The organism is Flavobacterium xinjiangense (genome assembly GCF_900142885.1).
Classification (GTDB): Bacteria; Bacteroidota; Bacteroidia; order Flavobacteriales; family Flavobacteriaceae; genus Flavobacterium; species Flavobacterium xinjiangense.
This window is the reverse complement of the sequence record NZ_FRCL01000005.1, coordinates 97,327-123,938: the sequence shown is the minus strand read 5'-3', so window position 1 is coordinate 123,938 and position 26,612 is coordinate 97,327. Positions and strand designations below refer to the sequence as shown.

Genomic DNA, 26,612 nt, shown 5'->3' with positions numbered 1-26,612 from the left:
AATTTTTGTATCATAATTTAATTTTTTAAGCTTATTATTTTTGGCCAATTAATCTGAAAAATTGAACCATTATTTATTCCTGGCGTGTAGTAAATTTTTCCACCAACCATTTCTACTATTTTGCTGCTAATTGTTAACCCTGCTCCTGTCGAATCTAAAACGTCTTTTGAATTGACGGTATAAAAAATAGCGAAAATCTTATTTCTCACTTCTTCCGCTATACCGGGACCATCATCACTTATTTTTATTTCATAATCGCTTTCATTTTCACGGACATCCACAAACACATTTTTGATTTCTTTATCGTGAAATCGAACCGCATTGTCTAGCAAATTAAAAACAACCTTATTCAATTTTTTCCCCAAGGTAATGCAGTTTTCATTGGACAAATTATAATTTACGTGAAACTTAACATTTACTCCATTATCCAGACTAGCGATACATTCCTCCACCATCTTAGGAAAATTAACTTCGTACAGTTCCATTTCGGTTCTGTTGACTCTTGATAGTTCCAGTAAAGCATTCAACATATTTTCAAGACGTCCTACCCTATTTTTTAATAATGTGAAATTATTTAAAATATCTGCACCAGCATCAGGACCTAGATCATCTTCAATCCATGTTGTTATGTTAGAGATAGCTCTCATGGGTGTTTTTATGTCATGAGAAACAATATAGACAAAGTCTTCATACTCTTTTTTTAGTGCTGATAACTCTTCCTGACAACTTTTAGCTGACTCTTCCATCTAAATTTCTTTAGGAATTGTAAAAATAAAACTTGCCCCTTTACCCTCTTCCGATTCTATGCGAATGGTTCCTCCCGCTTCGTCAATTATCTTTTGAACAATTGACAATCCAATACCGGTACTTTCTTTTTTGTCACGTGCTTCAATGGTTTGAAAAACTTTAAATACCTTTTTATGGTATTCTTCCGCAATTCCGGGTCCATTATCTTTTACGGTGAACTGGTGGAAATCAGGCAAAGATTCATAGAAACATTCTATTTTTCCTATTGGCTTGTCATTATACTTTACGCTATTACTTATTAGATTACTGAACAACTGTTGAAACAATATTCTTGCAATTTTTATTTCAGGAATGTTGTCAGCAATGTAAATTTCAAATCCTTCGGTTGGAACAATTGAATCAACAATCTGATGTAACATAATTTTCAAGTCAGTATCTTGTTTTTCAATTTTTGTCCTACCAATACGGGAATATTCTAATACGCCATTAATTAAATTCTCCATACGCATAATTCGACCGCGTAACAATCCAAAATTAGAATTTACAGCCTCAGGCATTTCAGGCATATCCTCGACAATCCATTCTGAAAGATTGTTTATGGCACGCAAGGGTGCCTTAAGATCATGTGAAACAATATAAGCAAATTGATCTAATTCTTTATTCGTTTTTTCAAGGTCTACCAGGGCATTATCTAAATTTTCTTTGGCTAATTTCTGTTCCGTAACATCTGAGCTTATAGCTATATATTGATACGGTTTCCCCTCATTATCCAAAAATGGAACAATAGTTGAATTTACCCAATAATGGGATCCGTCTTTTGCTCTATTTTTTATATCTCCCTTCCATACTTTGCCATTGGCAATTGTTTTCCAAATGTTCTTTATAAATTGATTTAATTGGTACTCTGGGTTGTCAACGTAGTGATATTGCCCAATAAGTTCTTCTTTTGAATATTTAGAAATAGAGCAAAACTTGTCGTTTACAAAAGTGATTACTCCTTTTTGATCTGTAATTGTTACAATTGTAGACTCATCTAATGCGGATCTGATATCATTTATTTCTTTTGCTTTTTCAGCAATCTTTTGCTCTGCAAGGGTTTTTTCAGTAACATCTAATATAGATCCCTGAAGTCCAATCACTTCCCCTTTTCCATTTTTAAACGGTTGACCTATTTCGGATATGTATTTTATCCTATTATCAGGAAATAAAATTCGATAATTCGTTTTATAATCTTCCCCTGTTTTTATAACATTTTCATCAAACTCATCCAGTGTCGTTAAATCGTCATAATGTATTCTATTGCGATACGATTTATACAATTGGTCTGCAGGAACACCATCTAATTCAAAGATGCTGTAGTGCCCTTTAGACAGCATAAGATCTTTTGTAATTAAATTAAATTTCCAACTTCCAATTTTAGCAATACTTTGCGATTCATCTAATAATTTATTACTCTTTATTAAATTTTGTTCAGCGATCATTTTTTCAGTAATATCCTGAGTACTTCCCTGGGCACCAATTACCTGTCCAAATTCATTTTTAATAACTTGGCCTAGTGTCAAAATATGTTTAACTCTGTTATCACTAAAATCAATACTGTTCATAAACTCAAAATCCTGCCCAGTAGTTATGCTTTTTTCTATCGCCTTGTCCAAACGTACCAAGACTTCTGGACGAAGTATCTTTCGATAGGCGTCGTATAATTTATTCGCAGGTAACTCTTCAAATTCAAAAATTTTATAATTTCCTTTTGACCAAACTAAATCCTTCGTGACTAAATCAAATTTCCAACTCCCCGTTTTAGCAATACTTTGCGATTCGTCTAATAATTTATTGCTGTTTAATAAATTCAGCTCTATTTCTTTTTCTTTAGTAATATCCTTAGATATACCTAAATAACCTGTCAGTTCACCTTCACTATTCTTTATTCCTGTAACTGATAAAACTATTGGGACCAGACTACCGTCTTTCCTCACATAAGTCCACTCATTAGAGTCTGCAACTCCTAATTCTCTCGCTTTGAATACAAATGTATCGTATCCAGGTGCTAGATCTTTTCCAAACTCTATTGATAAATCTTCTGTTCGTTTAACAACTTCATCCCATAAGTGAAAAATAGATGGACTGGTCTTTCCTATTACTTCTTCTGATTTATATCCAAGTAATATCTCCGCACCTCTATTGAATTCTTTAATCGTTCCATCTAGATCAGAGGATATTATTGAAAAATCAGTAGAATTAAGAATTGCCGATAATTCGCTACTAGTTTTAACCAATTTCTCTTTTTGCTGATATTCTATAGTCATGTCCCTGGCAATACAATATAAATTTCCAGAAACAGGATCTGGAGAGGTGTTCCAGCTTAACACTATATATTCGCCATTTTTACAGCGGTACCGATTTTCAAAACTGATTGTTTTGTGTCCTTCTGCTAATTTAGCAACTTCTTTATAAGTTTTATCTAAATCATCCGGATGAACAAAATCAACAAAAGGCGTCCCTTCTAATTCTTCTTTTGAATATCCTAATACATTCGAAAAAGCAGGATTTACTTTAAAAAACATTCCATTCACATTTGCAATGCAAACCAAATCCTTTGACAAATCTATAAAATTCTGAAATTCCTTTTGGGTAGTATTTAAATCCGCATTCTTTTTTCGCAATTGCAATAATAAAACGACTTGGTTTGCTAGTAGTTTTAAAGCATTTTTTTGTTCTGCATTCAAGGTCCTAGGTACTGTATCAATAACGCACAGCGATCCTAAATTAAAACCATCTGAATCTTTTAGAGGTGCTCCCGCATAGAATCGAATGTCAGGATTGCCAGTTACCAGAGGATTATCAGCAAATAATTTATTCTCTGAAGCATTTGTAACTTCATAGACTTCCTCTCCCATGATGGCATATTGGCAAAACGAAATCTCTCTCGGAGTTTCGGACGCTCCTAATCCAACACTTGATTTAAACCACTGTCTTTCTTTATCCAATAAACTGACTAAAGCTATTGGTGTTCCGCAAATGTAGGAGGCCAGTTGTGTTATTGCGTCATACTCTTTTTCAGGCAAAGTATCCATAATTGAATAACTTTCAAGGGCAGTTAATCTGTCAGATTCATTTGTAGGTAACGGGATTTTTTTCATTAATTTGGGTGGTTATTCTTTTAAATTTCATTAAATATGAATTCAAATCCGTTTAAATACCTTTTGATTATTAGCTAACAAATTTATAGCACTTCCCGCTTTAAGAAGGTGTACGTACAAAAATAATTTTTTTTTTGAATAATTGGAGTCTTAATCCCATTTTATATGATAAAAACTAAAATCAAACTTAAATTTGTGGATTCTTGACTCTAAAATTAACATTAGATAAAAGAATAAACTTTCACACAAAAATCTCATTCTTGTTTTTTTCTTCAATGCAATAACTCTTTAAAGCGAAACACTTTTTTTTAAACAGTTATCTTTTGTACTACAATTCTACCTTTTTTGTGCTTTTCAAAAGTTAAAAAAATTTGTGAATAGGAAAAATAAATCTATTTTTGATTCAATAACTATTTGTTCAAAACGGATGAGCTACCTCAAAAAAGAATTATACGAACTTATCAAAATAGACAATTCTATTTTTGATTTCATTCAGGAATCCGCATTAGATGGACTATGGTATTGGGATTTAGAAAAACCTGAAGAAGAATGGATGAATCCTAAATTTTGGACAACACTAGGCTATGATCCTCTAGAAATGCCTCATAAGTCTGCATCTTGGCAGGACATTATTCACACCGATGATTTAAAAAAAGCAACCGAAAATTTTATCAAACATTGCGAAAACCCCAGTCATTTATACGAGCAAATAGCCCGATACAAACATAAAAATGGGACTACGGTTTGGATAAAATGTAGCGGGAAAGCCATACGGGATCAAAACGGGAAAGCAATCAGAATGCTTGGTGCCCATACCGATATAACACACCTAAAAAAGCAAGAAGAATTCTTAAAAAACTGTAATTCCGCAGCCCGTATAGGATACTGGGAAGTGGATTTAATCTCTCAAACGTTACATTGGAGTCCAGTAACCAAAGAAATTCACGAAGTTGGCGCTGATTACGAGCCCAATTTAGATACTGCAATAAATTTTTACAAAGAAGGCGATAGTAGAGCTCAAATAATAGCTTCTGTGGGATTAGCTATTAGTGAAGGCGCCCCATTTGACCATAAGTTGCAAATAGTAACTGCTGAAAATAATACGCGATGGATAAGATCTATAGGTCAAACAGAGTTTTCTAATGGTGTATGCACCAGAATATATGGTACATTTCAAGATATTCATACTGAAAAAGAAGCCAAATTGGCCTTGATTCAGGAAAAAGAGAAACTGCAAAGTGTACTCGAAGGCACAAATTCCGGTACTTGGGAATGGAATGTACAAACGGGAGAAGCCCATTTTAATAAACGTTGGGCAGAAATTATAGGATACACGCTCGAAGAACTGGAACCCATAAGCATTCAAACCTGGATCGATCTGGCTCATCCTGATGATTTGATTACTTCCGGTGAAAAGCTAAATAACTGTTTCGAAAAAAAATCAGAGTTCTACAATTGTGAATGTAGAATGAAACATAAAAATGGCGAATGGATATGGGTTTTAGACCGTGGAAAAGTTATCAGTTGGACTGAAGAAGGTTTACCGTTAATGATGTACGGCACTCATTCAGACATCACTGAATACAAGAAAACCTTTGAACGAAACAAGCTTTTTATCGAACAAACCCCTACGGCAATAGCTATGTTTGATACGAACTTATGCTACTTAGCTTCATCGGAAAAATGGAGAGATGATTACGGACTACAAGACAAAACCATAATAGGCAAATCACATTATGAAATATTCCCGGAAATCGGGGAAGAATGGAAGCAAATTCATCGTGAATGTCTAAGCGGAATAACGAAAAAAAGAGATGAAGATAAATTTGTTCGAAGCGACGGTACATTCCATTGGTTAAAATGGGAAGTTAAACCCTGGTATACCGATAATGGAACAGTAGGAGGATTAATAATGTACACCACCGATATCACAGCCAGAAAAAAGACCGAAGAACAACTCCGCATCAGCGAAGAAGCTTTTAGAGGAAACTTTGAAAGTGCAGCTATAGGAATGGCTTTACTTAATGAATCTGGACAATGGCTCAAAGTAAATAAAAGTCTATGTGAGATAGTTGGATATAATGAAGAGGAATTGATGCTACTTACTTTTCAGGATATTACCCATCCAGATGACTTAGATACGGACCTCAACTTGCTCCAGGAACTTATTGATGGGAAAAGAAGTTTCTATCATATGGAAAAAAGATACCTCTGTAAAGATGGAAGTATTGTTTCTATCATTTTGGCCGCTTCTCTTGTAAGAGACGAAGACAATAAACCTATATATTTTATTTCACAGATAATAGATATAACTGCCCAAAAAAGAGCAGAAAAAGAACTGGAACACGCATTATCTAAGATTCAGGGTATTTTTGATGCCAGCACTCAGGTTTCAATTATTGAGACTGATGTTAATGGAATTATTACCACTTTCAATGTTGGCGCAGAAAATCTATTGGGGTACCTAAAGGAGGAAATTATTTTTTTAAAAACACCGGAAGCCATTCATCTGAAAGAAGAAATTATAGCCAGAGGAATAGAGCTAAGTTCTGAAAATAACTGTAAAATAGAAGGCTTTAATGTTTTTACCCACGCAGCAAATAATGGTGAATTTGAAACGCGAGAATGGACCTATGTAAAAAAAGACGGTAGTCAGTTCCCGGTGCAACTAACCGTTACAGCTGTAAAAAATAGAGACATTATAATTGGGTATTTAGGAATTGCGGTCGATATCAGCATAATTAAAAAAGCTGAAAATGAGATACAATCTCTGCTCCACGTAACTAAAGACCAAAATGAGCGGTTAAAAAATTTCGCTCATATTGTTTCACATAATCTTAGATCACATTCCGGAAATATAGCTATGATGCTCGATTTGCTGCTATATGAAAACCCAACATACGCAGAAAACGAAATTGTCCAATTATTAGATGGTGCTTCAAAAAATTTAAAAGAAACGATTGGACATCTTAACGAGGTAGTATTAATGAACACTACAATAAGTGAAAACCTAATAACTATCAATCTACAAAAATCTTTAAAAACGTCCATTAATAGTATTAATGCTCTTGCGAAAATTTCAAACGTAACCATTTATAACGAAGTAGATCCAAATCTGGAAATATTAGGTATTTCAGCTTATGTTGATAGTATTTTACTGAATTTCCTATCGAATGCTGTGAAATATAAATCCGATAAACGTTCCGCGTTTATAAAATTATATACTGAAATAGAGAATGATTTTGTAGTTTTACATATCGAGGATAATGGCCTGGGAATTGACCTGAAAAAACATAGTGGTAAACTATTTGGAATGTACAAAACATTTCATGGGAATTCAGACGCTCGTGGTATAGGTCTCTTTATTACCAAAAACCAAATTGAAGCCATCAGCGGCAAAATAAAAGTCACGAGTGACTTAGATAAAGGAACAACTTTTAAATTATATTTTAAATATGCCTAAAATTGACATTGCCTGTATTATTGATGACGACCCTATTTTTGTTTTTGGAACAAAAAGAATAATGGAAATTGCTAACTTTTGCGAAAGCTTCATGATTTTTAGAAATGGAAAAGAAGCATTTGATAAACTAAAAGCCATTATTATTGCTGATGAGAAACTTCCTGATTTGATCCTTTTGGATTTGAATATGCCAATATGGGATGGATGGCAATTTCTGGACGAGTTTATAAAAATTCCACATGCAAATCCTATCACGATTTACATAATGACCAGTTCTGTCGATCCAGCGGATATCGAAAAAGCCAAAACTTACGATGCCGTTAGTAATTATCTGGTAAAACCTATCACTATGGCTGAGTTAAAAAAGCTTATGGAATAAAGAGTAAATTATTTCTATTCAACAAGAGCTAAAATATATAAAACGTTGATTTTAGTTCTTGTTACATTTAAAATTCCATCTTTCCGTTTACTGTAACTTTATAAATATGTTTTTTTTTCGGGTGCAAAAATAGCTTTTCAGTTCCCTAAAACTGTCTCGAACGCAACAAAAACAAACTTACAAAAACCTAAAAATCAAATACATATTAAAAAAAATAATCATTTTTCTATTTTTTTAAGTAAATTTATGTAGTGGTTTTTATCCCAATAAATATTTGACCCAAACAAAAATTTAAATACCATAAACACGGTTAATAATAAAATTTAAACCAATTATTATGGATACTCATATTGTTAAAGTGATAAAAGCGGTTTACATTACCCACGATGTAAAATGCTTTACAGTTGAAAAACCTGCAGGCTTTGATTTTATACCAGGTCAGGCAACCGAAGTTTCCGTAAATCTCCCATTATGGAAGAATCAATTACGGCCTTTTACCTTTACCTGCCTGAGAGAACAGGACTATCTCGAATTTATGATCAAGATCTATAGAGATCATCAAGGCGTAACCAATATGTTAGGCCGAACGAATGCAGGTGCCGAATTGATTCTGCACGATGTTTTTGGGGCAATTCAATACAAAGGCCCAGGCGTTTTTATTGCTGGTGGTGCGGGAATCACCCCCTTTATTTCAATTTTCCGTGATTTGTATCATAAAAATCGGATTGAAGGCAACAGCCTAATATACAGCAACAAAACCTCCGAAGATGTCATTATGCAAGACGAGTTGCAGGAGATGCTTAAAGACAATTTTATCAAACTGTTCACCCGTGAAAACGTTTTGGGTTTTAGAGGACGAAGAATTGATCGTTCCTACCTAATTGATCATATATCCGACTTCGGGCAGCATTTTTATGTATGCGGACCAACTGAGTTCGTAAAAAGCATTACCAAAGACTTAATGGAGCTAGGTGCAAGTATTGATATTATTGTAATTGAAATGTAATGCACTCAAAGCACAGCAAGATATTCTCTACCAAGTAACACTAATTTTTTGTCCAAAAAAATATTTCGCGGAATTCCCATCTTAAAGTCAATTCAGAAAAAGTTGCATTGCCTTTTAAATTATAAGACTATCCACAACTAATTCCAAACAAAATTTTTGGCCACAGATTTAAAGGATTTCCACAGATTAGCGAAAAGTGAATTAGACTTATAAATCTGTGGCCTAAAGAAAAAAAAATCCGCAAAGCGGACAGTCCTATTAAATTATTATTTCTGATAAAAATAAAACCTCCAGAATCTGAATTTATTTTTTCATAAAATTCAAAAAAAATCGATGACTGAACCTAAAAATCCGACAACGGTCAAAAATTCCAATCAAATCATAATTGATTGTTTAACACATAGTTAATTTCAAAAAAACATCGTATTTTGTACCTGCAAAAACATTATTTGATTAAATTTACTAGAATAAGATACATCAAAAAGAGAAATCCTACTACTCTTTCATCTTAGCTCTAAAACCGGCTTTTAATACAAAAGTACGCTTGGACAACTTGTTTTTAATTTTTTAAAAACTAAAAAAAAGCCTGTCACAAAAATTTTTCTATTGTCTTATTTAGCCAAAATAATGGTTTACTATTATTTAATATCATCTGAATGGAAAAGTATAAATACATCTTGTTTTTCAACGAAATCAGCATTACCGCCATTGATAAAGTGGGCGGTAAAAATGCGTCTTTGGGTGAAATGTACAATCAACTCAATCCAAAAGGGATCAATATTCCTAACGGATTTGCTTTGACTGCTAAAGCCTATCGCCTATTTCGTAAACAAAATAAGTTAGAAAAACCGCTCAATGATTTACTATTTATATTAGATACAAAAGAATATTCAAATCTTTCGCCAATTGGTGAGAAAGCAAGAGCTCTTATTTTATCGGCACCCATTCCCAGCGAAATATACGATGAAATCCATAGGGCTTATCAATCACTAAGTAAACAATCCGGAATGAATAATCTTGGTGTTGCAGTGCGCAGTAGCGCTACTTCAGAAGATTTACCATCAGCGAGTTTCGCAGGACAAATGCAATCGTTCCTGAATATTAGCGGTGACAATCAAGTCATGGATGCGATACATCGTTGCTTTGCATCGCTGTTTACAGACCGGGCAATAAAATACCGCCATGATATGGGGTTTGCAAATTTGGATATTGCCATTTCTGTAGGAGTACAACAAATGGTGCGAAGTGACAAAGCGGCTTCTGGTGTGGCCTTTACCATCGATCCGGACACGGGATTTCAGAATGCAATTATAATAAACAGTATTTGGGGGCTTGGTGAAAATATTGTTCAGGGAACTGTTACTCCTGACGAATGGATGGTCTTTAAACCTATTTTAGAAAAGGCAAATTTGAATCCCATCATAAAAAGACACTGTGGAAGAAAAGAATTCACGATGATTTATGCCGAAAAATCAAATACTGAATCAGCAGAAAATACAATTATCAATACAGAAACCTCGTTGGAAAAGCAAAACCAATTTTCATTAACCGATAAAGAAGTAATTCAGCTAGGGCAATGGTGCTACCAAATAGAAAAACACTATGATAAAGCAATGGATATCGAATGGGCAAAAGACGCTTTGAATAACCAACTTTATATCGTTCAGGCACGTCCGGAAACTGTTCATGCTAAGGAGAATAAACAGGTAAGAGAAGTTTACCAACTCAAAGAAAAGGGTACGCTGTTGACCAAAGGAATTGCCCTTGGTGACAAAATTGCGACAGGCAAAGCCCGAATCCTGACTAATACCAACGAGGGGGATCAGTTACTTGATGGTGAAATTTTAGTGACTGACTTTACCAATCCGGATTGGGATCCAATAATGAAAAAAGCTTCGGCCATAATTACCAACAAAGGCGGACGTACCAGTCATGCGGCAATAGTAGCCCGCGAACTGGGAACTGTTGCTGTTTTGGGATCCGGAAATGCAACTTCAGTGATAAAAAATGGTCAGCAAATAACCGTGTCTTGTGCAGAAGGAAAGGAAGGAAACGTGTACGATGGCGAATTAAAATGGGAAATAAAAGAACATGATTTCAGCCTGTTAGCAGTACCTGTTACGAACCCAATGCTGATTCTTGCCGACCCCGAACGGGCTTTTGAATTAAGTTATTATCCCACTAACGGTATTGGATTAATGCGTGTCGAATTTGCTATTTCTAATACCATAAAAATTCATCCCTTGGCACTTTGTGAACCTGAAAAAATAAGTGACGCATCCGTTCAGTCAGAAATAGCAGCATTAACGAAAGACTATGACGATGGTAAAAATTATTTTGTTGATAAACTCGCCGAAGCCGTTTCTATTGTCGCAGCGGCTTTTTATCCTAAGGAGGTCATTGTGCGGATGAGCGATTTTAAAAGCAATGAATATGCGAATCTAATAGGCGGAAAATACTTTGAACCAGTTGAGGAAAACCCCATGATTGGCTTTCGGGGTGCATCCCGATATTACAGCGATTTTTATCGAAAAGGTTTTGCCCTAGAATGTGAAGCAATGAAAAAAGTGCGGAATGAAATGGGACTTGATAATGTGAAATTGATGATTCCTTTTTGCAGAACCATTGAAGAAGGCAAAAAAGTATTAGACGAAATGAAAGCAAATGGTTTAGTTCAAGGAGAAAACGGATTAGAAGTATATGTAATGATTGAAATTCCAAGTAATGTGATATTAGCAAATGAATTCGCAAAACTATTTGATGGATTTTCAATTGGTTCTAATGACCTGACTCAACTTACGCTGGGACTCGACCGTGATTCCTCGTTGGTAAGTTATTTATTTAGCGAACAAAACCCAGCGGTCAAACATTTGATCTCAGAAACGATCCGCGCTGCCAAGAGAAACAAAATTGAAGTGGGATTGTGCGGTCAAGCTCCAAGTGACATTCCTGAATTTGCTCAATTTTTAGTAGAAAAAGGCATCAATAGTATATCCTTCACTCCTGATGCTTTGATAAGTGGCATAGAAAATATTTTGAAAGCGGAATCCAAACACGAAGAAAAACGCAACGAAATGCTAAACACATTAAGTCATGGAAACAATTTTTAAAGATAAAGTGGCGCTGGTTACGGGAGGTGCATCCGGGATTGGGAGAGCCACTGCACTTGCTTTCGCAAAAAAAGGGGCCAAAGTAGCGGTTGTGGACTGGAAAGAAAACGATGAAATAGTAGACCTCATCAAAGAATTGGGAAGTGAGGCAATTTTTATCAAATGCGATGTTTCAAAAGCGGAGGAAGTAAAAGCAATGGTTGCCGAAGCTATTGCGGCTTTTGGTAGATTGGACTATGCTTTCAATAATGCAGGAATCGAAGGAACCCAAGCCAATACATTAGAGTGCACAGAACAAAACTGGGACAAAACCATAGGTGTCAATCTAAAAGGAATTTGGCTTTGCATGAAACATGAAATTCCAGAACTACTGAAACAAGGAAAAGGAGCAATAGTAAACTGTGCTTCTGTAGCCGGGCTAATTGGTTTTGCAGGTTTACCGGCTTATGTGGCATCAAAGCATGGGGTCGTTGGGTTAACAAAAACCACCGCTTTAGAATACGCCAAACTTGGAATCCGCGTTAATGCGGTTTGTCCCGGTGTTATACAAACCCCAATGATTGATCGACTTACCGGAAAAACAAAAGAAGCTATAGAGCAATTTACAGGTTTAGAACCCATGGGACGTTTTGGCCTTCCGGAAGAAATAGCCAATGCAGTGGTATGGATGTGCTCTGACGAAGCCTCTTTCGTGACCGGTCATGCCATGACGGTTGATGGCGGATTTGTAGCTCAATAATTTTTATCTGTTTGAATTTTCATTAAAACTATCGCATCATGCATACTTACGAAGTAAATCTAAAATGGACAGGCAAAACAAAAGGAATTTTAAGTTCCACTATTTTGCCAAAGGAAATTGAAATGGTGACACCTCCAGAATATTCGAATGGAACGGAAGGTATGTGGACACCTGAGCACTTATTAATTGCAAAAATAAATAGCTGTCTAATGAGTACTTTTTTGACCATTGCCGAAAATTCTAATCTTGAATTTATAAGTTATGAAAGCAAATCGATATGCACTGTTGAAATTATTAGAGGAAAATACTTTATAATTGAAATTGTATTAAAACCAAAAGTAGTCATCCCCTATTCTCAAAAACCGGAAAGAGTCAAACAGATTCTGGAAATGAGTAAAAATGTGTGTTTGATCTCGAATGCCATTAAAACTCCAATACGACTTGATCCTGAAATTATAGTCTCCGAAATTCAACTGAGTTTTTGAGTTAAATTTAGGAAGAGTCGATTTTGCTGAAGCAAGAATATTAAAACCTATGAAACTGTTGAAAGCCTCTGTTTATAGTGGGAAGAAGAGCTAACGCAAATGACAATAATAAAACACCTATTGGTTTAACCTTCAAAATAAAGAATTATGGAAAATATCGTATTATGTCAAAGTTGCGGATTGCCGCTTGCAAATGAAGAAGTAAAAGGAAAAGAGAAAAACGGCTTGAAGAATGATTTGTATTGTAAATATTGTTACGATGATGGTACGTTCACAAAACCAAACATGACTTTAGAAGACATGAAAGATATCGTATCTACACAAATGAAGAAATTAAAGCTTCCGATATATACTATTCAGAAAGCCATAACTATTTTACCATCATTAAGTCGCTGGAAAAACAAATAGAACTTTGACAATCCTGAAAAAGTTGTAGTGCAGTCAACTAAATTTTTGAACCCGAAAAACGATGCAATGAAAACATTAATTTACAGTATATCTGGTTTTGATAAGCCATTTATTGAAAAAGCGTTGCATGGTAAACTAGATTTGGCTTATACCGAACTAACGCTAAATGAAAGTACGGTAAAAATGGCAAAAGGATTTGATGCCATTTCAATTTTCACTTCAGATGATGCATCAGCATCAGTACTGGAAAAATTACATGCTTTAGACGTAAAATATATTGCTTTGCGCTCCAAAAGTTCTGATTATATTGACATGCACAAAGCGCATGCCTTGGGAATTAAGGTTGCCAATGTCCCATATATACCTTCTGCAATTGCTGTTGCCGAACATGCCACAGCCCTATTATTGGCTTTGAACAGAAAACTGATATTAGGTCAAAAAATGATGCAGCTGGGTGATTATAGACTGGATCATTTAGTCGGTTTTAATTTGCATGGAAAAACAATAGGCATAATTGGTACCGGAAAAACGGGAAGTGCATTCGCAAAAATTATGCATGGTTTTGGCTGTAAAATTTTAGCTTTTGATCCAATAAAAGATGAGGAATTGAAACTTGAAACTAATATTTTCTACACTACATTTAATGATTTGTGTGCAAATTCAGATGTCATATCCATACATTGTTCACTAAACAGTAAAACAAATAACCTCTTTAACAAAACTACTTTTGCAATGATGCGCAAAGAAGTTATTTTGATTAATACCGCTAATGGCAGTATCGTAAATACCGCTGATTTACTAAAAGCTTTAAATAACGGAATTATTGCTGCGGCCGGTTTAGATGTGTATGAGCATGAAAAAGAAATATTTTTCAAAGATCATACCGGCACTCCCATAAATGATGAGTTGTTCCTAAAGCTCAATTCAAATCCAAACGTTTTAATCACAGGACATCAATCCTACTTGACTGCGGAAGTACTGCATGGCATTGCAAGCACAACAATCGCAAACTTAAATGAATGGGCCTACAATAGCGTTTGCAAAAATGAAATCAGATAAAAAAAATCCTATATTTTTTCGCTTTTCTCTATTAAATCTATGAATAATATCCTGTTTAATTTATATTTAAAAGTTGTTTTTTTTTCGTAACTTAGTATGTTATTTACTGATAATCAACACTATAAACTAAAAAATTAACTGTTGAAAAATAATTATACTCTCCTTGTTCAAATGTATTACAGAACAATTTCATAAAAAAAAAAAAAAAATGAAAGGATCATTAAAACTCGGAAAAATAGCGGGCATAGGATTGTATCTTCACTGGACATTCTCTCTGCTTATTCTATTCATTGTTTTTGTAAACTATAAAAATGGTCAAAATCCAACACAAATTCTATGGTCCGTTCTTTTTATTTTAAGTGTATTTGTTACTGTTTTTTTGCACGAATTAGGACATGCTTTAGCCGCTAAAAAATATAATATAGTTACAAAAGACATCACACTGCTTCCTATTGGCGGGTTAGCCAGGCTCGATAGAATTCCTGAAAAACCAGTCGAAGAATTAGTGGTTGCATTTGCAGGTCCACTTGTAAATATAACTTTGGCGTTCATCACCGGATTTTTTATTACCATCCCAAATGATTCAAATCAATTAATGACAGAACTATCAAAAGGGGTAAATGCAGATAATTTTTTTCTCAATTTCTTTATCGTCAATTTTTGGTTGGCACTTTTTAATTTGATACCGGCTTTCCCTATGGATGGAGGAAGAGTTTTACGTGCATTGCTGTCCTTCAAACTACAAAGAAATGTTGCTACCAAAATCGCTGCTCGAATAGGCCAATTCATAGCGGTTGGTTTTATTCTTCTAGGTTTTTTATACAATCCCTTTTTAGTGTTCATTGGGATTTTTGTCGTTATAGGAGCCCAAGTCGAGTCTGATTCTATAGAGTCAAAACACGTATTGACAGGCTATAAAGTTAGAGATGTCTTGATGCGCCAATATCCTGAAATTGACGCTCATGAAAAACTAAAAACAGCTATTGATTTGTTACTTGACAGTCAAAACAAGAATTTTTTAGTAACCGATAATACAATTCCCGTAGGTACACTAAACCGGGATCAAATTATTATGGCATTAGCTAAAAAAGGAGAAAATGAAACAATCGCTAATATAATGGACCCGAATTTGATTTTTCTTGATGCTGATTCGGCATTAGAAAATGTCTTTGAAGACATGTACAAAAACAAAGAAACCCTAATGCTCATCATGGAAAACAACAAACTCATAGGGACGTTGGACACAGAGAATATTTTAGAATTTATTTTGATAAAAGAAGTACATTTGAAAAAAGACCATGCCGCATAATAAAAATTCCAATGTTGTATCTGAAAACATTGCTCTTGTACGCAGCGGTGAAGATTATTTTTCCCGTTTGGAAAGTATTATCTACAATTCAGAATATGAAATCCATATCCAAGTTTATCTTTTTGAAAATGATGCAACAGGAAACAGGATAATAAATGCACTAAAAGAAGCCGCTTCCCGTCAAGTTAAAATATATCTTATATTAGATGGATTGGGTTCCTTATCGTTTCCTTCAAAAATTAGAAATGATTTGGAACAAAGCGGCATTAACGTTCGTTTTTTTGCCCCATTATTTTCCGCTTATACCTTTTATCTGGGTCGTAGATTACATCAAAAAATAGTAGTTGCAGATTCTAAGGTCGCTCTGATAGGTGGAATTAATATTGCTGATAAATATCATGGAACCCCAACCGAAGCGCCTTGGCTAGATTATGCAGTTCAATTAAACGGAGAAATTGCAAAACCCATCCAGGAACTGTGTAAAGCAATTTTTCTCAAAAAGAGACGGCTGTACAGTCAAAAAATAAAATCTGTTTTTCATCTTCAGGAAGACATCTTAGTTCGTATTCTTCAAAATGACTGGTTAAAAAGAAAAAACGAAATCAGTAATGCTTACATAAAATCAATTGGCAATGCCAAAGAAGAAATAACAATAATGGGAAGTTATTTTCTTCCTGGTAGAAGAATAACTCAAGCCTTGAAAAAAGCAGCCAAGAACAAGGTTAGAATTAGATTAATTCTATCCGGAATATCAGATCTTCCCATGACAAGAAGAGCAACTTGCTATCTTTATTCCAAACTTCTTAGTTACGATATAGAATTGTACGAGTGGAATAGTTCAATATTGCACGGAAAAACGGCTGTCATAGATAGTTATTGGACAACAATTGGATCCTTTAACTTAAATAATCTAAGCTCCTATGGCAGCATCGAAACGAACGTCGAAATAAATTCGCCCATATTTGCTCAAATGTATCAGGAGGACCTCAACCAAATAATAGCTCAATGTCAAAAAATAACTCCTCAAACACTTTCAATCAAGAATACAACATTCGCAAAATTCACCAATTGGATTTCCTATTATAGTACCCGATTTATAGAAATAATTGTCACTTTTACTCCATACAGAAGATTCTATAATTGACGCCAGTAAACAATAGCATAAAAAATTCATTTTTTAATGCAAAAGTGAAAAATTACGTTAAAATTTATGATTATTAATACTGTTAATAAATTATTATTTTGTAACTTTAAGAGTACAATTAAAACCTGTAAAATATTAATAACAAGATAATTAAAAAATTTAAAAATCTAAATCAGACATTCAATAAATGGAGCCTCCTAAAATAAAAAACAAGAAAAAAGAGGAATGGATTCGAAAGGATTTCGAGCATAAAATCCCGAAAATGGACAAAAGAATATTATTTGTTCCGCTTCAAAAGGAGTTGTTCTTTTAATCGAATTCTCAAAGAACTCACATAGCCTTGGCTAGTGACGGAACCGTGAGTCACTGTTCTGTATTTGAACGCTTTTTCAAGCACTAGGTTTAAAAGATCCTCCGCAGAGCTCCGAACTTTTAAACCGGTATTCTTAATTGGGGTTAGGGACAAAATAGTCCCTACTCCATTAACGATTTGTAATTATGGATTTTACACATTACAAAGAAGCCTTTATCCAGGAAGCCTCTAAAAATAGCTTCTCAGAACATAATATTGAGAGATGTTTAGAATATGCCGCAGTATTGTTTTCAAATAATGTCCCTGTAATTTACAACACTTCCCATCTATCTGCACTTGTAGGCTACAAAAAAGAATATCTCAAAAAAGCATCCCTTTACCCCAAATATTTTTATCGCGATTTTGAAATCACAAAAAAGAACGGGTCAAAAAGAGCCATTTCCGAACCGCTTCCCAGCTTGAAAGAAATACAAATCTGGGTGCTAAAAAATATACTTTACAAAATACCCATAAGCCCTTTTGCTAAAGCGTATAAACCTAATTCAGGTCTTATCGAAAACTTAAAATTTCATAAAAAGCAACCCAAAGTATTTACTTTGGATTTGGAAAATTTTTTCCCCTCTATTTCGATTAAATCAATTGAAAAAGTGTTTCTTACCGCAGGCTATTCACGAATGGTATCAAAACTGCTTTCTAAATTATGTACGCGTGATGGAACCTTACCACAAGGAGCGCCAACCAGCCCGTATTTATCAAATCTTATTTTTAAAGATGCCGATGCTGTCATTTCCAGTTATTGCATAGAAAGAAAAATAAGATACACTCGCTATGCTGATGATTTGAGCTTCTCCGGTGATTTTGACGAAAAAGAACTGTTGTCAAAAATCACCTCAATAGTTGAAAACTTAAATCTTCATCTCAATACTGCTAAAACAAAACTCATGACGCCCAATATGAGACAAACCGTAACTGGCATTGTAGTAAATGACAAACCGCAGGTCGCATTTCATAAACGAAATGAATTGAGGCAAGACATGCATTATATCAAAAAATTTGGTATAGATGAACATCGTGAATACAAGGAGATTAACCATAGTAATTATCTCGAACATCTGTTAGGAAAAGTAAATTTTGTACTGCAAATAAACGCGAAAGATTTAGAATTTATAGGCTATAAAGCAGTATTGATTGCTCTAAAAAAGAAACAGCAGAAAACACAAATGATCCAACCACTGCTCATGTAACGAGAAGTACTGCCAGTGTGAAACATTGACATCATAAATAGCTCCGTTTTTGCTTCCGTCTGGACACAAGTTTAAAATAGGAAGCAGATAGCACTGATTAAGCAGATTTACAGTGATTTTTAAGTTGATATTAAAAAGTTAAACACAAATTTCACGAATTTACACGAATTAATTTTTGCAAATTCGTGAAATTCGTGTTTAAGATCCTACCCAATTTTTGTGCCCGAATGATAGCTTTTGGGTATTTTTCTAATTTATATAGACGGAATCTGTTTGACTAAAAACTGAAATTAATGAAAGATAAACTGATACTTATTAAAATCGTACACACTATGATTTGGCTATTTTTCAATTTAGTGATTTTCTATATGCTATATGCCGTAATAGCTGATAAACTCGATAAATGGCTTTGGATAGGATACGGATTAATAATTATGGAAGGGATTATCTTAGTAGCATTTAAATTCTTTTGCCCCCTGACTATTTTGGCTCGTAAATATTCCAATTCTACAAAAGACAATTTTGATATTTACCTTCCCAATTGGTTAGCTAAGTATACTAAATTAATCTATTCCGGAATTGTGGCTATTATCCTTTTGATAACAATTTATCGACTTCTGGACTAAGGAAAATTATTGAAATCTATAAGAAACCTAAGCTCCATTTTTTTATTACATAACTATCTGAAATAAAATACTTTAATTTAATTTAAGCATTAAATAATTGATTAAATTTGATAGACGAATATCTAAAAATTACAATCATTTACACCATTTATTTTGTTGAATACAAAATTTCTAAAACCTTTATCGAAAAATTAAAAAAAGCAGTCCATGAAAAAGATTACATTCATTATTGCAACATTATTTTCTGCTACTTTGCTACTGGCACAAACCACATGGAAATCAGACCCGATGCATTCAAAGCTACAATTTAGCACCGTGCATCATGGCATTTCTGATATTGCCGGATTATTCAAAATATTTGAAATAACTACTACAGCCAAAAAAGATGATTTCAGCGATGCGTCCTTTGAACTTTCAACAGAAGTGGCCTCCATCAATACCGAAGTGGAGATGCGGGATAATCATTTACAGAGTGCTGAATTCTTTGATGTGGAAAAATATCCTAAAATGACTTTTAAAAGTACATCTATAAAAAAAATCGGAAAAGAAAAAGGCAAATACAAACTAACGGGGAATCTCACGCTACACGGAATAACAAAACCTGCAACCATCAATATGTGGTATAGAGGAACTATAACAAATCCGCAATCTAAAGCAATTATCGCCGGATTTCAGTTTAGTGGAATTATAAAACGTTCCGATTTTAACATTGGTTCAAAATTTCCTCCCCCAATGATTAGTGATGAAGTAAAAATTAAGGCAGACAGTGAATTTATAAAACAATAAATTTCTTCTAAGGGGAATTTAAAAATCTTTTCATTATGGGTTAAAACAGAAGTAGAAAGAACAAATTTATTCTCTTAAATTGCCATAAAAAAGCTTTATAATTCACTAAAATTCAAAAAATTAATACCTACTTTAACTATAAAAAAAGTGTTCAAAATTGACAATTCAAATAGACTGATAGCAGGATATTATATTTTACTTCCGAGCGCCGAAAAGATTCATATAACAGCAATTATAAAAATCAAAGGACATGGACAACATGAAAAAAATACTAATAGCAGTTGACAATGACCCCACTTCAGAAAAAATTGCTTTAAATGGGTTTCAACTTGCTAGTCAACTAAATGCCGAGATTGCATTACTAAGCGTCGTTGACCTAACAATGCTCATAACAGAAGGTGCCGTCACTCCAAAGGAATTTGCCGATATCACCATAAACGACTATAAAAAAAATCAGCAAATGCTTATTGATACCGTATTTAAGGATTATAAAGTTTGCACTTTTGTAGAAGAAGGGATACCGCATGAAGTAATTTTGAAGGTAGCCCAAGAATGGGATGCAAACATTATTGTTTTGGGCACGCATGGCAGGACCGGAATTTCGCATTTGATTATGGGTAGTGTAGCTGAAAAAATTGTCCGACATTCGGAAATACCCGTATTCATAATTCCTAGTAAGTCATGATAGAAAAACTACTTCCTAATAGAAACTATGCGGAAGAAACAATCCGCAGATCAATAGTCAAAACGGTTAATTACATAGTGGTTATTTGATTTAGGACTTTATTTTTATTTAAGTATTCACCGGACAAATAAAGATTTCAGTTGGTTTTATGATTGTAAGCAATAGCTAAAAAACACTTGCTTATTTTTTTCACGACAAAATTTGGGACGAAATAAAATGGAAAAAAACAAACCTAAAAGATTCAGATCAATAAAATCTCATAATTGCAATAATGCTAATTATTAAACTAATCTACGATGGCATTTATAGACTATTACAAAATCCTTGAAGTGGATAAAAAAGCAACGGAAGCCGAAATAAAAAAGGCGTACCGTAAAATGGCCAGAAAATACCATCCCGACTTAAACCCAAATGACAAGGAAGCCGAAAGAAAATTCAAGGAAATCAATGAAGCCAATGAGGTACTGAGCCATGTTGAAAATCGCAAAAAGTATGATGAATACGGCGAAAACTGGCAACACGCTGAACAATATGATAAAGCAAAACAGCAAGGGCAGTATTCGCGAGGCGGACAACAAGCAGGTTATGAAGGTGGCGGATTTTCAGGATTTGGCGGGGGTGGCGATTATTCAGATTTTTTTGAATCAATGTTTGGTGGTCGTCAATCAGGGAGACAAGGAGGACGAAGTGCCCAGTTTAAAGGACAGGATTTTAATGCTGAATTGCACCTTGATTTAAAAGATGTGTATACAACCCATAAGCGAACGTTAACCATCAATGGCAAAAACATCCGAATAACTATTCCTGCCGGAGTAGAGAATGGTCAGCAGATAAAAATTAGTGGTATGGGCGGTGAAGGTGCTGGTGGCGGACCAAAAGGAGATTTATACATCACTTTCACCGTAGAGAACCACACCAATTTTAAGCTAGACAAACACAATTTATACTCCACAGTGCCTCTTGATTTATATACCGCTATATTAGGTGGTGATGTGACTGCAGACACTTTTGACGGAAAAGCAAAACTTACAGTAAAACCCGGAACTCAAAACGGTACAACAGTAAAACTAAAAGGAAAAGGATTTCCGGTATATAAAAAAGAAGGAGAATTTGGAGATTTATATATTACCTATCAAATTCAAATACCTATCAATCTTTCTGAAAAAGAAAAAGAATTATTTATGGAACTTGCTAAGTTAAGAACGTCATGAACATAGAAAAACTCATCCCCTTGTCCTCGTTATACAACCATTATAATGTAGAAATGTCATTCATTTTTAATTTAAATGAAATTGGATTAATCGAGATTCTTACGATCAATGAAACAAAATATATAAAACCTGACGCAATTTATGAAATCGAAAAAATGATCCGCATGCATCAGGATCTAGCTGTTAATATAGAAGGAATTGATGTGGTATTTAATCTATTGCAAAAAATAGATAACTTACAAAACGAGTTGATTTCTGTCAAAAACAGATTGCGGTTGTATGAAAGTTGAGATTGATATATTAAAAAAAAATTGATGGCCCGTAAAAAGTAAAAAACTAAGTTATGAACTGGCATTTACTCCCTCTTTCAGAAATAGCGAGCTTATTAAACACAACCCCATTAGGTCTTGATCAAACAACTGCTTCACATCTTTTGACCAAACATGGGAAAAATCAAATTGAAGACTCGAAAAAGAAAACTATTTTACAGATGATTCTTTCTCAATTGTCTGATTTTATGATTCTGATTCTGATCACGGCAGCAATCATTTCGGGAATAATAGGTGATATAACGGATACGGTTATTATTCTCGCTATCGTAGTAATCAACGCTTTTGTAGGATTAATTCAGGAATACCGTGCAGAAAAAGCAATGGAAGCCTTAAAAAATATGGCCGCTAACCATGCGCTGATTTTACGTGAAGGAAAGAAGTTTAATATTCCTGCTTCTGATCTAGTGACTGGAGATGTCGTTATTCTAGAAGCCGGAAATATCATTCCTGCTGATGTCCGTTTTTTTGAAACGCACCAAATAAAAGCGGATGAATCAGCACTTACAGGGGAATCTAATAACGTGGAAAAAATCTCAGAAGAACTTTCAAGAGGGGACTATCAACTTGGCGACCGCAGCAATATGGGCTATAAAGGTACGTCTATAACTAGCGGAAGAGGACTTGCTTATGTGGTTGCAACGGGAATGAAAACTGAACTGGGGAAAATTGCAAAAATGCTTCAAACGGATGAAATCACTACCCCCTTACAAAAAAGATTAGGTGCTTTTGGCAAACGATTATCATTAGGTATTCTGATAATTTGCACCATAATTTTCTTTATTGGATGGTTGCGGGGAGAATCTGTGATGACCATGTTGATTACTTCTATTTCGCTTGCTGTTGCAGCAATTCCAGAAGCTTTACCAGCATTAGTAACCATTGCATTGGCTTTCGGTGCCAAGAAATTAGCCAAAAATAATGCACTTATACGCAAATTGCCAGCTGTGGAAACACTGGGTTCCGTAACCTACATCTGTTCTGATAAAACAGGAACGCTTACGCTAAATAAGATGACCGTACAAGAAATTTTTGAAACAGTAGATACTGAAATCAATTCCCTTTTTTTGGAAAATAATCCGTTGCTGCATGCAATAGCCTTAAATAATGATGTTTCAGAGGGGCAAAATGGTAAATGGATTGGAGATTCAACTGAAGTAGCCTTAGTTCAATATGCTTTTGAAAAAAACTCAAATCGAGCCGATCTAGAATCAAAATTTCCCCGAATTGCAGAACTACCTTTTGACTCCAAAAGAAAATGTATGACCACAATACATCAAACCCAAAATAGTGATGCTGAAATCCTAGTGATTACAAAAGGAGCCGTTGATGTGTTGTTTGATAAACTGAGTGCCAATCAAAAATCACATATTGCCGAATTTGAGCACAAAGTCAACGAAATGGCAGAGAAAGGCTATCGAGTGTTGGGATATGCCATAAAAACGATTCCTTTTTTGCCTGAAAATTTAGATGCTGACGCAATTGAAATGGATCTTACCCTTATTGGTTTTGCCGGGATGATTGACCCTCCGCGTGAAGAAGCCAGGCAGGCTGTCACTGAATGCAAAGAAGCAGGTATTATTCCCGTGATGATTACAGGCGATCATAAGCTCACTGCCAAAGCCATTGCAGAAAAACTTGGGATTATTTCTACTGACGAAGATCTTGTAATGACAGGTTCAGAACTTTCCCGATTAACACAGATTGAGTTTATAAATACCGTCGAAAAAGTAAAAGTATATGCCCGAGTAAATCCGGAACAGAAATTAAGGATTATTAATGCCTTGCAATCCAAAAAACATTTTGTAGCCATGACAGGTGATGGTGTGAATGATGCGCCTGCACTTAAAAATGCCGATATAGGTATTGCGATGGGAATCAACGGCACAGAAGTTTCCAAAGAAGCCTCACACATGATTTTGCTTGACGATAATTTTGCCACCATAGTAGTTGCGGTCAAACACGGCAGAAAAATATTTGATAACATCCTAAAATTCATAAAGTATATTATGACTGGAAATTCTGGCGAAATATGGGCAATATTTTTAGCCCCATTTTTCGCATTGCCCATTCCGTTGTTAGCCATACATATTCTTTGGATTAATTTAGTTACCGATGGTTTACCCGGATTAGCACTAGCTTCAGAACCATCCGAATCAAACATTATGAAACGACCACCCAGAAATCCGCAAGAAAATATTTTTTCAAATGGTATGGCGGTACATATTTTGTGGGTGGGATTTTTAATGGGAGTTGTCACCATTGCTATGCAAGCCTATGCAATACACGTTGCGAACTCACACTGGCAAACGATGGCTTTTACGGTACTTTGTCTCAGTCAGCTGGGTCACGTAATGGTCATTCGTTCCCAGCAATCCATTTTTAAGATTGGATTATTCACTAATAAACCCATGCTCAGTTCTTTATTAATTACTGTTGCATTACAGTTTATGATTATTTATACCCCTTTCTTTAATAAAATTTTTAAAACACAACCGCTAACTATATATGAGTTGCTATTAACCTTAGCCGTTTCAAGTATTGTATTTTGGGCCTGTGAAATGGAGAAATGGATAAAAAACAGGAATAAACAAACAACAATCGTCATTTAATTATTTATTCCATTTCAGCAAAAAAAAGCTATTGATGGATAATGTTTGCCCAAAGAATATTTTCCCCTCACGACAATGAACCATTGAAGTGAAATTTCTCTTATTGAAAAATAAAAAGAACCGTTCTATAAGTATCTCTTTTTTTCTAAAAGGCTTTTTTTTTGACAAAACCATCAAAAAAACAGATTAACAACATTCAAAAGCTCTGATATTCAGACAAATAATCGTATATTTGAGTAGCCATTTTCTATTAAAAATTAATTCATAGAGTAATGAATAGTATTTTTAAAATAATAGAATTATTCAAAAATTTTCTACTTGAAATAGGTGAACTCTCCTATTTTGCCGGTCGTTTTTTCAAGGAAGCATTTAAGCCTCCTTCAGAATTCAAAGAATTTCTTCGTCAATGTTTTAATATGGGAAATCGTTCCTTACTTCTTGTAGCTGTAACTGGATTTATCATAGGTTTAGTTTTTACCTTACAATCGCGGCCTACGCTTCAAGAATTTGGTGCTGTTTCTTGGATGCCCTCTATGGTGAGTATTTCGATTATTAGAGAAATTGGACCAATCATAACTGCTTTGATTTGTGCTGGCAGAATTGGTTCAGGAATTGGTGCCGAATTAGGTTCCATGAGAGTAACAGAACAGATTGATGCGATGGAAGTTTCGGGAACAAATCCCTTTAAATATTTAGTGGTCACCCGTATTTTGGCTACTACTTTTATGCTTCCAGTATTAGTTTTTTTTGGAGATGCTATCGCGATTTTTGGCTCCTACTTAGTAGAGAACATAAAAGGAAATGTCTCTTTTTTATTATATTTCAATCAGGTATTTAATGCTCTGGAATTTGGTGATCTAATACCCTCAACAATTAAAACCTTCTTTTTTGGCTTTGCCATAGGGTTAGTCGGCTGTTTTAAAGGGTACTATTGCAAAAAAGGAACGGCAGGTGTAGGTTTAGCTGCAAATTCAGCGGTGGTGTTCACTTCAATGCTTCTCTTTATTATTGATTTTATCGCAGTTTTTGTTACTGATATTTTTTATGATTTATAGATTAATATGGATACAACAGTTCCAAATTTAAAACCTATTATAGAAATCAAAGATCTGATGAAGAGCTATGGTGAAAATCACGTATTAAATGGTTTCAACATGGTCTTGTATGAAGGTGAAAACTTGGTTATCATGGGGAAATCCGGCTCTGGAAAATCCGTAATGATAAAATGTCTCATCGGATTGGAAGAACATGACAGAGGTTCTATTCAAGTAATGGGAAAGGATATCAGTGAGCTCGACCGGGAAGAATTAGACGAACTTCGAACAGAAGTTGGATTTCTTTTTCAGGGAAGTGCGCTCTATGATTCTATGACGGTTAGAGAAAATCTAGAATTTCCGTTGCGGCGTCATACCAAAAAATTTGGAGTGATCAAAGACACGACACCATTGGTGATGGAAGCCCTAGAAAGTGTAGGTTTAGCAAATACAATAAATTTAATGCCGGAAGAACTTTCGGGAGGAATGAAACGCAGAATTGCTTTGGCAAGAACACTAATCCTTCGACCCAAAATAATTCTTTATGATGAACCTACGACTGGATTAGATCCTATTACCGCAAAAGAAATACTGATGCTAATGAAATCCATTCAGGAAAAATACAATACATCATCAATCATAATTACTCATGATGTTGACTGTGCGAGAGTAATTTCAAATAGAATGATATTATTGGTAGAAGGCAAGAATTATATCGAAGGAACTTTTGAAGAACTATCCATCTCAACTGATCCTAAAGTACAAGCATTTTTTAAATAAGTA

Annotated in this window: 21 protein-coding genes; 19 read left to right on the top strand and 2 right to left on the bottom strand. The window is 34.6% G+C overall.

The genetic code is table 11. From position 1 onward, the window contains the following. Positions 1-17: 17 nt before the first annotated feature. Together BUC23_RS07810 and BUC23_RS07805 are read right to left on the bottom strand one after the other, a co-directional pair. A complete protein-coding gene (locus tag BUC23_RS07810) occupies positions 18-746 on the bottom strand; it encodes a sensor histidine kinase (protein WP_073208046.1) in 729 nt (242 codons plus the stop codon). After that, positions 747-3,887, bottom strand: coding sequence for a PAS domain S-box protein (locus BUC23_RS07805; protein ID WP_073208043.1), 3,141 nt, complete (start codon positions 3,885-3,887; stop codon positions 747-749). Between the two features lie 427 nt (positions 3,888-4,314). On the opposite strand from BUC23_RS07805, the gene BUC23_RS07800 reads away from it, so the two are divergent. The 19 genes from BUC23_RS07800 (at position 4,315) to BUC23_RS07710 (ending at position 26,609) form a co-directional block, all read left to right on the top strand. Then, positions 4,315-7,350 (top strand): PAS domain S-box protein, encoded by a 3,036-nt coding sequence (locus BUC23_RS07800; RefSeq protein WP_073208040.1) that lies wholly within the window; start codon positions 4,315-4,317, stop codon positions 7,348-7,350. Continuing rightward, positions 7,343-7,729 carry a response regulator gene (locus BUC23_RS07795; RefSeq protein ID WP_073208037.1) on the top strand — a complete coding sequence of 129 codons (387 nt, stop codon included), beginning with the start codon at positions 7,343-7,345 and terminating at the stop codon, positions 7,727-7,729. Before BUC23_RS07800 ends, BUC23_RS07795 begins: the two co-directional genes overlap by 8 nt. A gap of 337 nt (positions 7,730-8,066) precedes the next feature. Beyond that, a complete protein-coding gene (locus BUC23_RS07790; protein ID WP_073208035.1) occupies positions 8,067-8,735 on the top strand; it encodes an FAD-binding oxidoreductase in 669 nt (222 codons plus the stop codon). Positions 8,736-9,391: 656 nt separating this feature from the next. Further along, entirely contained in the window at positions 9,392-11,845 is a 2,454-nt protein-coding gene (gene ppsA / locus BUC23_RS07785) for a phosphoenolpyruvate synthase (protein WP_073208032.1), read from the top strand. Then, positions 11,829-12,584, top strand: a complete 756-nt coding sequence (locus BUC23_RS07780) for an SDR family oxidoreductase (RefSeq protein ID WP_073208029.1) — start codon at positions 11,829-11,831, stop codon at positions 12,582-12,584. Before ppsA ends, BUC23_RS07780 begins: the two co-directional genes overlap by 17 nt. 38 nt (positions 12,585-12,622) lie before the next feature. Further along, entirely contained in the window at positions 12,623-13,069 is a 447-nt protein-coding gene (locus BUC23_RS07775) for an OsmC family protein (RefSeq protein WP_073208026.1), read from the top strand. 147 nt (positions 13,070-13,216) lie between these two features. After that, positions 13,217-13,477, top strand: coding sequence for a zinc ribbon domain-containing protein (locus BUC23_RS07770; RefSeq protein WP_073208023.1), 261 nt, complete (start codon positions 13,217-13,219; stop codon positions 13,475-13,477). Between the two features lie 66 nt (positions 13,478-13,543). Beyond that, a complete protein-coding gene (locus BUC23_RS07765) occupies positions 13,544-14,536 on the top strand; it encodes an NAD(P)-dependent oxidoreductase (RefSeq protein ID WP_073208021.1) in 993 nt (330 codons plus the stop codon). A 208-nt stretch (positions 14,537-14,744) separates the two neighbouring features. Further along, positions 14,745-15,845, top strand: a complete 1,101-nt coding sequence (locus tag BUC23_RS07760) for a site-2 protease family protein (RefSeq protein ID WP_073208440.1) — start codon at positions 14,745-14,747, stop codon at positions 15,843-15,845. After that, positions 15,835-16,989, top strand: coding sequence for a phospholipase D-like domain-containing protein (locus BUC23_RS07755; RefSeq protein ID WP_073208018.1), 1,155 nt, complete (start codon positions 15,835-15,837; stop codon positions 16,987-16,989). The genes BUC23_RS07760 and BUC23_RS07755 overlap by 11 nt, the downstream gene beginning before the upstream one ends. Positions 16,990-17,487: 498 nt before the next feature. After that, complete coding sequence (locus tag BUC23_RS07750) at positions 17,488-18,546, top strand: reverse transcriptase family protein (protein ID WP_084538316.1); 1,059 nt, start codon at positions 17,488-17,490, stop codon at positions 18,544-18,546. A gap of 293 nt (positions 18,547-18,839) precedes the next feature. Beyond that, positions 18,840-19,172, top strand: a complete 333-nt coding sequence (locus tag BUC23_RS07745; protein ID WP_073208015.1) for a hypothetical protein — start codon at positions 18,840-18,842, stop codon at positions 19,170-19,172. Positions 19,173-19,379: 207 nt separating this feature from the next. Next, positions 19,380-19,958, top strand: a complete 579-nt coding sequence (locus tag BUC23_RS07740) for a YceI family protein (protein WP_073208012.1) — start codon at positions 19,380-19,382, stop codon at positions 19,956-19,958. A 250-nt stretch (positions 19,959-20,208) separates the two neighbouring features. After that, positions 20,209-20,643 (top strand): universal stress protein, encoded by a 435-nt coding sequence (locus BUC23_RS07735; protein ID WP_073208009.1) that lies wholly within the window; start codon positions 20,209-20,211, stop codon positions 20,641-20,643. A gap of 296 nt (positions 20,644-20,939) precedes the next feature. Next, complete coding sequence (locus tag BUC23_RS07730) at positions 20,940-21,854, top strand: DnaJ C-terminal domain-containing protein (protein ID WP_073208006.1); 915 nt, start codon at positions 20,940-20,942, stop codon at positions 21,852-21,854. Beyond that, positions 21,851-22,144 carry a chaperone modulator CbpM gene (locus tag BUC23_RS07725; protein WP_073208003.1) on the top strand — a complete coding sequence of 98 codons (294 nt, stop codon included), beginning with the start codon at positions 21,851-21,853 and terminating at the stop codon, positions 22,142-22,144. The genes BUC23_RS07730 and BUC23_RS07725 overlap by 4 nt, the downstream gene beginning before the upstream one ends. A gap of 53 nt (positions 22,145-22,197) precedes the next feature. Beyond that, positions 22,198-24,795, top strand: a complete 2,598-nt coding sequence (locus BUC23_RS07720) for a cation-translocating P-type ATPase (protein ID WP_073208000.1) — start codon at positions 22,198-22,200, stop codon at positions 24,793-24,795. A gap of 272 nt (positions 24,796-25,067) precedes the next feature. Next, a complete protein-coding gene (locus tag BUC23_RS07715) occupies positions 25,068-25,850 on the top strand; it encodes an MlaE family ABC transporter permease (protein WP_073207996.1) in 783 nt (260 codons plus the stop codon). A gap of 6 nt (positions 25,851-25,856) precedes the next feature. Then, the gene (locus BUC23_RS07710) at positions 25,857-26,609 is read left to right on the top strand and encodes an ABC transporter ATP-binding protein (RefSeq protein ID WP_073207993.1); all 753 of its coding nucleotides are present in this window, start codon (positions 25,857-25,859) and stop codon (positions 26,607-26,609) included. Positions 26,610-26,612 lie beyond the last annotated feature (3 nt).

What these genes read in the sequence shown, in the direction of transcription:
- BUC23_RS07780 (WP_073208029.1), top strand. Translation starts at nt 11,829, where the DNA reads ATGGAAACAATTTTTAAAGATAAAGTGGCGCTGGTTACGGGAGGTGCA.
- BUC23_RS07765 (WP_073208021.1), top strand. Translation starts at nt 13,544, where the DNA reads ATGAAAACATTAATTTACAGTATATCTGGTTTTGATAAGCCATTTATT.
- BUC23_RS07775 (WP_073208026.1), top strand. Translation starts at nt 12,623, where the DNA reads ATGCATACTTACGAAGTAAATCTAAAATGGACAGGCAAAACAAAAGGA.
- BUC23_RS07710 (WP_073207993.1), top strand. Translation starts at nt 25,857, where the DNA reads ATGGATACAACAGTTCCAAATTTAAAACCTATTATAGAAATCAAAGAT.
- BUC23_RS07810 (WP_073208046.1), bottom strand. Translation starts at nt 746, where the DNA reads ATGGAAGAGTCAGCTAAAAGTTGTCAGGAAGAGTTATCAGCACTAAAA.
- BUC23_RS07745 (WP_073208015.1), top strand. Translation starts at nt 18,840, where the DNA reads ATGAAAGATAAACTGATACTTATTAAAATCGTACACACTATGATTTGG.
- BUC23_RS07725 (WP_073208003.1), top strand. Translation starts at nt 21,851, where the DNA reads ATGAACATAGAAAAACTCATCCCCTTGTCCTCGTTATACAACCATTAT.
- BUC23_RS07800 (WP_073208040.1), top strand. Translation starts at nt 4,315, where the DNA reads ATGAGCTACCTCAAAAAAGAATTATACGAACTTATCAAAATAGACAAT.
- BUC23_RS07760 (WP_073208440.1), top strand. Translation starts at nt 14,745, where the DNA reads ATGAAAGGATCATTAAAACTCGGAAAAATAGCGGGCATAGGATTGTAT.
- BUC23_RS07795 (WP_073208037.1), top strand. Translation starts at nt 7,343, where the DNA reads ATGCCTAAAATTGACATTGCCTGTATTATTGATGACGACCCTATTTTT.
- BUC23_RS07770 (WP_073208023.1), top strand. Translation starts at nt 13,217, where the DNA reads ATGGAAAATATCGTATTATGTCAAAGTTGCGGATTGCCGCTTGCAAAT.
- BUC23_RS07715 (WP_073207996.1), top strand. Translation starts at nt 25,068, where the DNA reads ATGAATAGTATTTTTAAAATAATAGAATTATTCAAAAATTTTCTACTT.
- BUC23_RS07755 (WP_073208018.1), top strand. Translation starts at nt 15,835, where the DNA reads ATGCCGCATAATAAAAATTCCAATGTTGTATCTGAAAACATTGCTCTT.
- BUC23_RS07805 (WP_073208043.1), bottom strand. Translation starts at nt 3,887, where the DNA reads ATGAAAAAAATCCCGTTACCTACAAATGAATCTGACAGATTAACTGCC.
- ppsA (WP_073208032.1), top strand. Translation starts at nt 9,392, where the DNA reads ATGGAAAAGTATAAATACATCTTGTTTTTCAACGAAATCAGCATTACC.
- BUC23_RS07740 (WP_073208012.1), top strand. Translation starts at nt 19,380, where the DNA reads ATGAAAAAGATTACATTCATTATTGCAACATTATTTTCTGCTACTTTG.
- BUC23_RS07735 (WP_073208009.1), top strand. Translation starts at nt 20,209, where the DNA reads ATGGACAACATGAAAAAAATACTAATAGCAGTTGACAATGACCCCACT.
- BUC23_RS07720 (WP_073208000.1), top strand. Translation starts at nt 22,198, where the DNA reads ATGAACTGGCATTTACTCCCTCTTTCAGAAATAGCGAGCTTATTAAAC.
- BUC23_RS07750 (WP_084538316.1), top strand. Translation starts at nt 17,488, where the DNA reads ATGGATTTTACACATTACAAAGAAGCCTTTATCCAGGAAGCCTCTAAA.
- BUC23_RS07790 (WP_073208035.1), top strand. Translation starts at nt 8,067, where the DNA reads ATGGATACTCATATTGTTAAAGTGATAAAAGCGGTTTACATTACCCAC.
- BUC23_RS07730 (WP_073208006.1), top strand. Translation starts at nt 20,940, where the DNA reads ATGGCATTTATAGACTATTACAAAATCCTTGAAGTGGATAAAAAAGCA.